General features: G+C 63.0%; 11 protein-coding genes. 8 read left to right on the top strand and 3 right to left on the bottom strand.

Annotated elements, in window-relative coordinates:
* Nucleotides 1–107 precede the first annotated feature (107 nt).
* Nucleotides 108–452 carry a hypothetical protein gene (locus tag ACERHN_RS02030; RefSeq protein ID WP_415920981.1) on the top strand — a complete coding sequence of 115 codons (345 nt, stop codon included), beginning with the start codon at nt 108–110 and terminating at the stop codon, nt 450–452.
* Here ACERHN_RS02030 and ACERHN_RS02025 read toward each other — a convergent pair.
* Nucleotides 447–1586, bottom strand: coding sequence for an alpha-hydroxy acid oxidase (locus tag ACERHN_RS02025; protein ID WP_415920980.1), 1140 nt, complete (start codon nt 1584–1586; stop codon nt 447–449). The genes ACERHN_RS02030 and ACERHN_RS02025 overlap by 6 nt on opposite strands.
* A gap of 121 nt (nt 1587–1707) precedes the next feature.
* Here ACERHN_RS02025 and ACERHN_RS02020 point away from each other — a divergent pair, with 121 nt between their 5' ends.
* Nucleotides 1708–2187, top strand: a complete 480-nt coding sequence (locus tag ACERHN_RS02020) for a hypothetical protein (RefSeq protein ID WP_415920979.1) — start codon at nt 1708–1710, stop codon at nt 2185–2187.
* 88 nt (nt 2188–2275) lie between these two features.
* Nucleotides 2276–4702 (top strand): ATP-dependent helicase, encoded by a 2427-nt coding sequence (locus ACERHN_RS02015; protein WP_415920978.1) that lies wholly within the window; start codon nt 2276–2278, stop codon nt 4700–4702.
* A 223-nt stretch (nt 4703–4925) separates the two neighbouring features.
* On the opposite strand, the gene ACERHN_RS02010 is transcribed toward ACERHN_RS02015, so the two are convergent.
* Entirely contained in the window at nt 4926–5159 is a 234-nt protein-coding gene (locus ACERHN_RS02010; protein WP_415920977.1) for a DUF1127 domain-containing protein, read from the bottom strand.
* A 227-nt stretch (nt 5160–5386) separates the two neighbouring features.
* Between ACERHN_RS02010 and ACERHN_RS02005 the strand changes: the two genes are divergently transcribed.
* Complete coding sequence (locus ACERHN_RS02005; RefSeq protein ID WP_415920976.1) at nt 5387–6460, top strand: Mrp/NBP35 family ATP-binding protein; 1074 nt, start codon at nt 5387–5389, stop codon at nt 6458–6460.
* Here ACERHN_RS02005 and ACERHN_RS02000 read toward each other — a convergent pair.
* Complete coding sequence (locus ACERHN_RS02000; RefSeq protein ID WP_415920975.1) at nt 6457–6657, bottom strand: hypothetical protein; 201 nt, start codon at nt 6655–6657, stop codon at nt 6457–6459. The genes ACERHN_RS02005 and ACERHN_RS02000 overlap by 4 nt on opposite strands.
* A gap of 813 nt (nt 6658–7470) precedes the next feature.
* Between ACERHN_RS02000 and mraZ the strand changes: the two genes are divergently transcribed.
* The 4 genes from mraZ to ACERHN_RS01980 are packed head-to-tail and all read left to right on the top strand — an operon-like array spanning nt 7471 to nt 11084.
* Nucleotides 7471–7962, top strand: a complete 492-nt coding sequence (gene mraZ / locus ACERHN_RS01995) for a division/cell wall cluster transcriptional repressor MraZ (RefSeq protein ID WP_415920974.1) — start codon at nt 7471–7473, stop codon at nt 7960–7962.
* A 4-nt stretch (nt 7963–7966) separates the two neighbouring features.
* Entirely contained in the window at nt 7967–8953 is a 987-nt protein-coding gene (gene rsmH, locus ACERHN_RS01990; protein WP_415920973.1) for a 16S rRNA (cytosine(1402)-N(4))-methyltransferase RsmH, read from the top strand.
* Nucleotides 8953–9300, top strand: a complete 348-nt coding sequence (locus ACERHN_RS01985) for a cell division protein FtsL (protein ID WP_415920972.1) — start codon at nt 8953–8955, stop codon at nt 9298–9300. Before rsmH ends, ACERHN_RS01985 begins: the two co-directional genes overlap by 1 nt.
* Nucleotides 9297–11084: a peptidoglycan D,D-transpeptidase FtsI family protein gene (locus tag ACERHN_RS01980; protein WP_415920971.1), complete on the top strand. Its 1788-nt coding sequence runs from the start codon at nt 9297–9299 to the stop codon at nt 11082–11084. Before ACERHN_RS01985 ends, ACERHN_RS01980 begins: the two co-directional genes overlap by 4 nt.
* Nucleotides 11085–11099: the final 15 nt, after the last annotated feature.

Raw genomic sequence — 11099 nt, 5'->3', positions numbered from 1 at the left:
CTCATCGTGGATGGCTGGACCTGCCGGGCGGGTCGATGATCGCGACGCTGCATGCGGCAGCCGGTGGCACGGCATAGTGTCCGGGCTTTGTTGCGGCTCTGGCACTGGTGACGGCCTCAACCGGCGGCGATGTTGACCTGAGCGGGATGCCCGCACCGCGCATGGCCGCTTTGCGCTACACACGGCGTGTACTGGCCTATTGTCCGCTCAGGGTCATTCGCAAAGACCTCAATCCCGGCACCCTCTTGTGTGATGACATCGGTCACTTTGCCCTGGTTGATCGGGACGAGGCGCGGGTGGATGCCATCTGTTTCGGCAGCGCAGCAATAGGTCAGGGCGATGCGATGGCCGCAGGGACGGCGTTGGCGTGGGAAATCGCTTGCTGCCGGGCGCTGGACCTACTGCGTGCGCGTAGATTGGCGCAGGGGGTCATGACCTCCGGCGCGCTATAGCTGGAACGGTGCAGGCAGGCCCGCCAGATCGCGCGCGCCCAGCTGACCCATATTCGCCTTGAGGTCTTCGGTCAGGATATGCGCCAGATGATCCGGACCTGCGTCGCCCAACGCGCCAAGCGCATAGTGCCACGCGCGCCCCATCATCACGAAATCCGCCCCCGATGCCAGCGCGCGCAGAATGTCGAGCCCGCCTTCGACCCCGCTGTCAAAGAGGATCGGCAGGGATGTGGCCCGGCGGATCGCAGGCAACACCTCGATCGTGGCGGGGCCTGCATCAAACTGCCGTCCCGCATGGTTCGAGACCCAGATCGCGTCCACGCCCAACCCTTCAAGCTGCTTTGCGTCGGTGGGGCGCTGCACGCCCTTGATCACAAACGGCCCGTCCCAGGCATCGCGCAACCACGACACATAGTCCCAGTCGGGCGACGTGCGCAGCAGGTATCCCGCATGGGCCGTGCTCGGCAGGTTTCCGGCGCTGGCCGCGTCCGTATAGGCGTCGAGCATCCGCATACGCGGCATGCCCTTTGTCGCCATGGCGCGCGCCCATGTGGGGCGCATGGCCACTTGCGCCATCAGGCGGGGCGTCAGCTTGGGCGGGTTAGTCAAACCGGACCGCGACTGCCGCTCGCGCCGCGATGCCACGGGCACGTCCACGGTCAGCACCAGCGTGCCGAACCCCGCGGCGCGGGCACGGTCCAGCATGTCGGACCGGATGCCCTCATCGCGCGGGGGATACATCTGGAACCATGCATGCGGCCCCAGATCATCCCTGAGGTCTTCGGGATCCACGGTGGCCACGGTGGACAGCGTGTAGGGCAGGCCAAGCCGCTTGCCGGCCCGCGCCAACAGATGCTCCGCATCCGGCCAGATCAGCCCGGACATGCCCACCGGCGCGATCCCGACGGGCAGGGGAAAGCGGTGACCAAACAGATCGGCATGTAAATCCGGCGTGAACTCACCATGCAGGATCGAAGGCGTCAGCCCAACCCGGTCCAGCGCCATACGGTTGCGTTCCTTGGTCGCCTCGTGCCCCGTGCCGCTGTCGAGATATTCCCACACGAATTTCGGGATGCGCTGGCGCGCACGGGCGCGCAGGTCGGACAGGGCGGGAAAGCGGGCATCGAGGGTCATGGGCCGCACCATTTCGGGCTGAATGGAGACTGTCCAGAGAAGTTGCGAATCTTCAGATAATTTTAAGAGCAATTGCGCAATCTGTGAGTCGACCGAACACATCTGAGGAAGGCTCCGGACCATGCAAGTACTGATCATCGATGAAAAGACCGAACGGCGCGACCGCACCATGATGGCATCGCTGGAGCGCAACATTTTTGCGACCGCAACGGCGAACCTCGCCGTGGGGGAAGAGGCGCTGACCCGGCTGCCCGTGGACGTGCTGATTGCCAGCACGGATGCTTTTGGTGATGCGCTTGGTGATCTTCTGGGCCTGGCGGAGGAACGCAATACGGGACTGACGACGGTGCTGTGGTCCCAGAACGTGTCGTGGGATCTTGATACGCTGGCCGAAGCGTTTCCAACCCTCTGTGCGGTTCTGGGCACCGAGGTGAAGCCGGAACTGGCGCTGCGTCTCGGCGTGGCCGGGGCCCTGTCGGCGATCTCGCAGGAACAGCGGGACGCGCCGCAAATGCGCCCACCGTTCCCGGTCCCCGCCCCCCGCGGCCGCGACCTGAGCCTGCCATCGCCCGCTGAATTGCAGGCCCGCTCCGCCGCCTGACCCTGTCCCGCGCCTTTTTGCAGAAGCGGCGCGGGAACATCTCGTGAACACCTTTTGTTTGGGTCACAGGCACGCTACACTGTGACCCATGAGCAGTTTCGATGAAATGGACGCCTTTGAAGGCGCTTCGTTGTCGGCGCGCGCCATGGCGGCGCGTCCGCAACCATATCTGGACGGTCTGAACCCCGCACAACGCGAAGCGGTGGAGCGGCTGGACGGTCCGGTTCTGATGCTGGCAGGCGCGGGAACGGGCAAGACGCGCGCGCTGACCGCACGCATCGTGCACCTTCTGAACACCGGGCGCGCGCGGCCCAACGAAATTCTCGCGGTGACTTTCACCAACAAGGCTGCGCGCGAGATGAAGAACCGCGTGGGCCAGATGTTGGGCCAGTCAATCGAGGGGATGCCGTGGCTGGGCACGTTCCACGCGATCTGCGTCAAGCTGCTGCGACGGCATGCGGAACTGGTCGGGCTCAAGACGAACTTCACCATTCTGGACACGGATGACCAGATCCGCCTTTTGAAACAGCTGATCTCTGCCGCCGGGATCGACGACAAACGCTGGCCCGCGCGCCAGCTGTCGGGGATCATCGACGGCTGGAAAAACCGCGCCCTGACGCCGGACAAGGTGCCCGCTGCGGATGGTGGCGCGTTCAACCACAAGGGCGTCGAGCTTTATGTTCAGTACCAGGCAAGGCTGAAAGAGCTGAATGCCTGCGACTTTGGCGACCTGCTGTTGCACATGGTCACGATATTCCAGACGCATGAGGACGTGCTGGCGCAATATCAGCGCTGGTTCGCCTTCATCCTTGTGGACGAGTACCAGGATACCAACGTGGCGCAGTACATGTGGTTGCGGCTGCTGGCGCAGGGGCACAAGAACATCTGCTGTGTGGGCGATGATGATCAGTCGATCTATGGCTGGCGCGGCGCCGAGGTGGGCAACATCCTGCGGTTCGAGACCGATTTTCCCGGCGCGCATGTGGTGCGGCTGGAGCAGAATTACCGCTCTACCCCGCATATCCTCGCCGCGGCGTCCGGCGTCATTGATGGCAACGAAAACCGGCTGGGTAAAACGCTGTGGACCGACAAGGATGGCGGCGAAAAGGTCCGGCTGATCGGCCATTGGGACGGCGAGGAAGAGGCCCGCTGGATCGGGGAAGAAATCGAATCGGCGCAACAGGGCACGCGCGGCATGGATCCTCTGTCGCTCGATGAAATGGCGATCCTTGTGCGTGCCTCGCACCAGATGCGCGCGTTCGAGGACCGGTTTCTGACCATCGGCCTGCCGTACCGGGTCATTGGCGGGCCGCGATTCTATGAACGGATGGAGATCCGCGATGCGATGGCCTATTTCCGCGTCGTGGTCAGCCCGGATGATGATCTCGCCTTTGAGCGGATTGTGAACACGCCCAAGCGTGGTCTCGGCGACAAGGCGCAACAGACGATCCAGATCACGGCGCGCGCGAACGGCGTGAGCCTTGTCGACGGTGCGCGGCTGGCCGTGGAGCAGGGGTTGATCAAGGGCAAGGGCGGCACCGAGTTGCGCAGCCTGGTCGATGGCATCGCCCGCTGGAACGCCAAACTGCGCGGCCCGCGGATCGAAGTGGCCGAGGATGACAGCGTGCTGGACGATGGTCTGGCGCCACTGCGTGTCGAATACGGGCCCCCGCCCGTCACCCATGTGGAACTGGCCGAAATCATTCTGGATGAGAGCGGTTACACCGCGCATTGGCAAAACGACAAGACACCGGAGGCGCCGGGCCGGCTCGAAAACCTCAAGGAACTGGTCAAGGCGCTGGAAGAGTTCGAGAATCTGCAAGGGTTTCTCGAACATGTGTCGCTGATCATGGACAACGCCAGCGAGGACGCGGAGGCCAAGGTGTCGATCATGACGCTGCATGCGGCCAAGGGGCTTGAGTTTCCGTGCGTGTTCTTGCCCGGCTGGGAAGACGGTCTGTTTCCGTCACAGCGCAGCATGGACGAAAGCGGGATCAAGGGGCTCGAGGAAGAACGCAGGCTGGCCTATGTGGGCATCACCCGCGCCGAAGAGGTCTGTACGATCTCCTTTGCGGCGAACCGGCGGGTGTTCGGGCAATGGCAATCATCGATGCCGTCCCGATTTATCGACGAGTTGCCCGAGGATCACGTGGATGTGCTGACCCCGCCTGGACTTTACGGGGGCGGGTTCGGTGCGGCGGCCCCTGCGGGGGTGCAATCGACCCTGCATCAGGCGGCAGCAGAGGCGAATGTCTACAACTCGCCCGGCTGGAAACGGTTGCAGGCCCGGTCCGGCGCGCGCCCGATCAGCCAGCCCAAGGAAAGCCGCAACACCGTGATCGACATGAACGCGGTGTCGAGCTTCACCGTGGGGCAGCGCGTGTTCCACCAGAAATTCGGCTATGGCGCCATTATCGGGATCGAAGGCGACAAGCTCGACATTGATTTCGAAAAGGCGGGCGCGAAAAAGGTGGTGTCCCGGTTTGTCACAAGCGACACCGACGTCCCGTTCTGATCCACCACATCGCTGCGGACAAAAAGAAACGGCGACCCCAGGGAGGAGGGGCCGCCGTTCTTGTCACATCCTGCAGCCAGGGAGGAGGAAGGCCGCGTGAATGTATCTGGTACGTCTGTCGACGCGGAAGAAAAGGTGCGGCGACGCCAGGGAGGAGGAAGGCGCCGCCGCCAATTTACAGATGCCCCAGGGAGGAGGAGAGGGACACCTGATCTCGAATGTCTTAGCGCACGGTTTCGGCGTGTGCGGATTCCCAAGCGACGCGCTTGAGTTCGGAGCGGTGCAGGCCCAGATCGGCAAGCTCACGACCCGACAGGGTGTTCAGCTCGGCCAGTGTGTTGCGGTAGGACCGCTTGATTGCGCGGCGCTCCGCTGCGGTGTCCAGGTAACGTGCTGCGGTGCCCAAAAGGCGTTCGATCAGGTCGCTGCGACGTGCTACTTCGTTGTAATAGGCCATTGTTTTTGCCTCTTGCTCGTTTGCGGTTGAGACAAAGATAGTCGAATGCTGCGGTTGCACAATAGGTATCGCGCACAATGCTGCTATGCAGCAAATGCATGGGGCGCGGGTTGAAAACGGTGGCAACGCGCACAAGCATTGGGCGCTGGTCCCGAATTCCGGAATGCCCCCCTTGTCCTTGCCGCGGTTTCTGCCAGTTAATGCAGCGAATTGGCGGAGAAACGGGCATGGGTGTAACGACACAACAGATCACAGACGCATTGGCGCGCATCGCGCTGCCGAGCGGTGGGGACCTTGTGAGCCGCGATATGATTCGCGCCATCACCATTTCCGAAGGCACCGTACAGTTTGTGATTGAGGCGCCGGATGCCGGTGAAGCGGCCCGCATGGAGCCAATCCGTCAGGCGGCCGAGGCTGCGATCAAGGCCCTTGATGGCGTGCGTGACGTGCGTGTCGCCCTGACGGCCCACGGGCCGGCTCCGCAAAAGGCGCCGCCGCCCGACCTCAAGATCGGGCGCCACCCGACACCGCAAGGCGGTCCCACCAAACCCGCCGGGGTACAGCGCATCCTTGCCATCGGGTCCGGCAAGGGCGGGGTGGGCAAATCGACGGTCTCGTCGAACCTGGCCGTTGCGCTGGCGCGGCAAGGGCGGCGTGTCGGGCTGCTTGATGCCGACATATATGGCCCGTCACAGCCGCGGATGATGGGCGTGAACAAACGCCCCGCGTCACCCGATGGCAAGACGATCATCCCGTTGCAGGCGCATGGTGTCACGCTCATGTCCATCGGATTCATGATGGAAGAGGGCAAGGCGATTGTCTGGCGCGGCCCGATGCTCATGGGGGCGTTGCAACAGATGCTGGGGCAGGTGCAGTGGGGTGAGCTGGACGTGCTTTTGGTCGATCTGCCGCCCGGGACGGGGGATGTGCAGCTGACCCTGTGTCAGAAATCCGAACTCACCGGTGCGATTGTGGTCAGCACACCGCAGGATGTGGCATTGATCGATGCGCGCAAGGCGATTGACATGTTTGCCACGCTCAACACACCGGTTCTGGGCTTGATCGAGAACATGTCGATGTTCGTGTGTCCCGATTGCGGGTCAGAGCATCAGATTTTCGGGCAGGGGGGCGTGGCCGCCGAGGCGGACAGGATGGGCGTACCCCTGTTGGGCGCGCTGCCCATTGATCTTGAGACGCGTCTTGCGGGCGACGGCGGCACGCCTGTTGCGGCGGGCGAGGGCGTAATGGCCGATGCCTTTGCGCAGATCGCCCAAGGCTTGATCAAGGGCGGTATGGCCTAAACGTCGCGCCCTTCGATTGCGATGCCGTAGAGTGTTGTCAAAATGCGCGCGGTGACGAAGGGCGTACATTCTTCGTCACAGCCATCCACCGGAATACGGGTGCGGCGAGGCCAGTGCACGCATGTCCTGCGGATCGGCACCGCCACCCACTGCACCCAGTTGGGCGAGGGCAAAAGGCTTGGTATCACGAGGGACATTGCGATCAGTATGGTGGATATGGGTGTGCCACTGCGCCAAAACCGCAGAACAGGAGCGCGATGGCATGGGCACAGATCCAGAACGCATGTGACATGTCATTCCCCGTGACGTTTTGTGCGCGTTTCCCCAGCCGCTTCTGGGCACATACGGGAATTCATGGCCGCTGTGGGACGGAATGGGCTGAGGCATGGGAAATTATGGTCCGTACAGCTGAATATTCTGCGATTCGAATCGTTTTGCCTTGAATTATCTGTGCTGAAGTGAGAACAAAGTAAAAACATCGCCATCCTCCACCATTTGACTTCAACTTTTTTGGGAAAATGTGGGACAGGGTGGTCGCGCTAAAGCGGGCACAATATGTTGTGTTCTTCTGTCTACTTTTGCCGATATGATCCAAAATTGGCTGATTTCGAACATATATTGCGGCCCATAACGGCTGCTATCGCCCTATGTGGCCCGCAAAAAACCATTGCGTCCCATGTTTTCCCACGTCATACCTAATGACATCAGATGAGAACGAGCACGGGGCAGCAAACGACCCCAAGCAAACAACAAAACTCTAGCAGGTTTCATACAGGCACCTCGCTTTCATCAAACCAGAGATCCGGCGCGCGAGCGAGCAGACATCCCCCCAGGTGGCGCGCGCAGCTGGACATCCCGCACAGCGGGACGAGGGCGGCGGGTTGATCAGTGGCAGCAGATCAACCCGCCGTTTCCATTTCAGGGGGCCATGAATTCAAGGCGCGGGGGCGCGGACGGAAACAGGCAGGTGCGCACACCTGCGCGACGGTACAAAAGGGACGGGCCAAAAGGTGGCACGCAGGTTCAGAGGCGAAAGCGACCACAAGGTGGACGCGAAGGGCAGGGTGAGCATCCCGGCCTCTTTTCGTCGTGTGATCGAAGCCTGTGACCCCGACTGGACCGAGGGTCTGCCGCCCCGCATCATCATCGTCTATGGCGGGGCGACCCGCGACTATCTTGAAGGCTTCACAGTTGAAGCCATGGACGAGGTGGACGACAAGATCGCGAAATTCCCGCGCGGCTCGGCCAAGCGGAAGGCGATGGAGCGCCTCTACAGCGCGCAATCCATTGAAACGGTTGTCGATGATACGGGCCGGATCGTTCTGCCGGCCAAGCTGCGCGACAAGGTCGGGCTGGACGGCATGGCGCGGTTTGTGTCTTCGGGCGATACGTTCGAAATCTGGAAGCCCGAAGCCTACGACGACAGCATCGCATCGCTTGATGATGACGGGTTTGATCCGGACCTTGATCCATCTGCCTACCTCGACGGCGATCTGGGGTAGGGTGATGACTGGGGGGTCACATAACACTTTGTCTGGCGGCCCGCATGTGCCGGTGCTGATCGACGCGATCCTCAAGGCGTGTGCGCCTATCACGGGGGTGTGGCTTGACGGAACGTTCGGGGCGGGCGGGTATACGCGCGCCTTGCTGGAGGCCGGGGCCACACGTGTCGTGGCCGTGGACCGCGATCCGCTGGCCTTTGATCTGGCGGCGGACTGGGCCGCGTCTTTTGGCGACCGGATCGTGATGCAGCCGGGCGTCTTTTCGCAACTCGACACCTATGCAACCGATCTTGACGGCGTTGTGCTGGACCTTGGGGTCAGCTCGATGCAGCTGGATCAGGCGGCGCGCGGGTTTTCGTTCATGCAGGACGGACCGCTGGACATGCGGATGAGCCAGGATGGCCCGTCTGCCGCCGATATCGTGAACACCGTGGACGAGGCCGTTCTGGCCGACATCCTGTTCCATTACGGGGAAGAGCGCGCGTCGCGCCGGATTGCGCGTGCCATCATTGCCGCCCGTCCGATCACCACCACGCTGGAGCTGGCGGGGATCATCGAAAAATGTCTGCCCCGGCCCAAACCGGGTCAATCGCATCCCGCCACGCGTAGTTTTCAGGCGCTGCGGATCGCGGTGAACAGTGAATATGATGAGCTGTACCAAGGGCTTATGGCCGCTGAGCGGGCATTGAAGCCCGGTGGGCAACTGGCCGTAGTGACCTTTCATTCCATCGAAGACCGCATGGTCAAACGGTTCCTTGCGGCGCGGACCGGCGGGGCGGGGCGTGCCAACCGCTATGCACCGGAGCAGGTGGCCGACGCGCCCGCATTCACGCAAGCCAGCCGCAAGGCCATCGCCCCGTCCGACGCGGAAACCGCCGCCAACCCGCGCGCCCGCTCGGCCAAGTTGCGGGTGGCCACGCGCACGGACGCGCCTGCGGCGGTGATTGATCCGAAATCCATTGCGATGCCGCATGTCGGGGGAGCGTTCTGATGCGCAATGTTCTGTTTGTTCTGACCACGTTGGCCGTCATCGGCCTGGCGTTCTGGGCCTACCGCGAAAACTACGCCACGCAGGCCGCCTTGTCCGAGGTCGATGAGCTGCGCCAAGACATTCGCGCCGCACATGCGCGGCTGGCCGTGCTCAAGGCGGAATGGGCCTATCTCAACCGGCCCACGCGGTTGCGCGATTTGGCGGATATCAATTTTGACCGGCTGGGCCTGTTACCCCTGCGGCCTGAACAATTCGGGTTCGTGGATGAGGTTGCGTACCCCGCGCCGGAACTGCCGCCGATCCTCGACGCCGTTGAGGTGTCCGGCACACGGGAGGACACGGAATGATCCGCACGCCCCTGCGCCCGCTGGCGCGTATCCTGCCTGCCCGCGCCGCCGGTGAAAGCACCGCCGAAATCGAACGCGAGAACCTGCGCGCGCGGCACGAGGAAATGCGGGATCGCGCACGCGCCCGTGCCGAAGGGCGTTTGCTGGTCCTCGGTGTGTTCTTCTTTGCCGCGTTCCTGACCGTGGGCGTGCGGATGGGCATGCTGGCCACCTCCGACCCTGTGGAGCCGCGCGCGAGCGCCCAAGGGGCCGCCATTTCCGCCGCCCGCGCCGATATCGTGGACCGCAAGGGCCGCCTGCTGGCCACCAATTTCGAGACCCATGCGCTTTATGCGCAGCCGCCGCACATGGTGGATCCCGCCGCCGCGGCCAAAGGGCTGGCGGCAATTTTCCCGGACCTTGAGGAAAAGGACCTGCTCGAAGATTTCACCGGCAAGCGCAAGTTCCTGTGGATTCGGCGTAAAATCAGCCCCGAACAGATGCAGGCGGTGCACGAGATCGGCGATCCCGGGTTGTTGTTCGGGCCGCGCGACATGCGCCTTTATCCAAACGGGTCGCTTGCGGCGCATGTCATGGGCGGGGCCAGTTTCGGCAAGGAAGGCGTGAGTGCCGCCGAGGTGATCGGCGTTGCGGGGGTCGAGAAGTACTTTGACGACTACCTGCGCGATCCGGCCAACGGCCAAAAACCTCTGACCCTGTCACTGGACCTCACAATTCAGGCCGCTGCCGAACAGGTGCTTTATGGCGGGATGAAGCTGATGAACGCCAAGGGCGCGACATCGGTCCTGATGGATGTGCACACGGGCGAAGTGATTTCGGTGGTCAGCCTGCCGGATTTCGATCCCAACAACCGCCCCCGGCCGGCCACATCGGGCGATCAATCCGACAGTCCGCTCTTTAATCGCTCGGTGCAGGGCGTGTACGAGCTTGGCTCCACTTTCAAGATTTTTGCAGCCGCGCAGGCGGTTGATCTGGGCCTCGTGTCGCCGTCGACGATCATTGACACATCCGGCCCGATGAAGGTCGGCGGCTTCAAGATCGGTGAGTTCCGCAACAAGAATTATGGCAAGCTGAGCGTTGCCGATATCATCGTGAAATCCTCCAACCGGGGCACCGGGCGCATGGCGCTGCAGATCGGCGCAAAGCGGCAGCAGGAGTTTCTGAAATCCATGGGCTTTTTCGAGGCCACCCCGTTCGAGATCGTCGAGGCGCGCACCGGCAAGCCGCTGCTGCCGAAACGGTGGACGGATCTGAGTGCGGTCACGGTCAGCTATGGCCACGGGTTGTCCTCCTCGCCGATGCATCTCGCGGCGGGCTATGCGGCGATTGCCAATGGCGGCCACCTCGTGGCGCCAACGATCCTCAAGCAGAGCGGCCCCCGGCACGGCCCCCGCGTGATGAGTGCGAATGCCGCCCGTGCGGCGCGCGACATGCTGCGCAAGGTGGTGACCGATGGCACAGCCAGCATGGGCGAAGTGCCGGGCTATGCCGTGGGCGGCAAGACGGGCACGGCGGACAAACCGCGCGCACGGGGCGGATATTACGAGGACAAGGTCATCGCGACCTTTGCCACCATCTTTCCGGCGCATGATCCGAAATATGTGCTGGTTGTGACGCTGGACGAACCGGTCGAGACATCCGGTGACAAACCGCGCCGCACGGCCGGTTGGACCGCTGTCCCCGTGGCCGCCGAGATGATCGGGCGCGTCGCCCCGCTTTTGGGCCTGCGTCCCAGCGTTGAACCCAAATCGCTGGCTGATATAACGCTGACCAGCAGCAACTGAGGTGCCCCAGCGTCC

The sequence above is a fragment of the Tateyamaria rhodophyticola genome (genome assembly GCF_047777875.1).
Classification (GTDB): Bacteria; Pseudomonadota; Alphaproteobacteria; order Rhodobacterales; family Rhodobacteraceae; genus Tateyamaria.
Note: the sequence above shows the minus strand (reverse complement) of the source record. Positions and strands in the feature narration are given on the sequence as shown.

What these genes read in the sequence shown, in the direction of transcription:
- ACERHN_RS01985 (WP_415920972.1), top strand. Translation starts at nt 8,953, where the DNA reads ATGCGCAATGTTCTGTTTGTTCTGACCACGTTGGCCGTCATCGGCCTG.
- ACERHN_RS01980 (WP_415920971.1), top strand. Translation starts at nt 9,297, where the DNA reads ATGATCCGCACGCCCCTGCGCCCGCTGGCGCGTATCCTGCCTGCCCGC.
- ACERHN_RS02000 (WP_415920975.1), bottom strand. Translation starts at nt 6,657, where the DNA reads ATGTCCCTCGTGATACCAAGCCTTTTGCCCTCGCCCAACTGGGTGCAG.
- rsmH (WP_415920973.1), top strand. Translation starts at nt 7,967, where the DNA reads ATGACTGGGGGGTCACATAACACTTTGTCTGGCGGCCCGCATGTGCCG.
- ACERHN_RS02015 (WP_415920978.1), top strand. Translation starts at nt 2,276, where the DNA reads ATGAGCAGTTTCGATGAAATGGACGCCTTTGAAGGCGCTTCGTTGTCG.
- ACERHN_RS02025 (WP_415920980.1), bottom strand. Translation starts at nt 1,586, where the DNA reads ATGACCCTCGATGCCCGCTTTCCCGCCCTGTCCGACCTGCGCGCCCGT.
- ACERHN_RS02020 (WP_415920979.1), top strand. Translation starts at nt 1,708, where the DNA reads ATGCAAGTACTGATCATCGATGAAAAGACCGAACGGCGCGACCGCACC.
- ACERHN_RS02010 (WP_415920977.1), bottom strand. Translation starts at nt 5,159, where the DNA reads ATGGCCTATTACAACGAAGTAGCACGTCGCAGCGACCTGATCGAACGC.
- ACERHN_RS02005 (WP_415920976.1), top strand. Translation starts at nt 5,387, where the DNA reads ATGGGTGTAACGACACAACAGATCACAGACGCATTGGCGCGCATCGCG.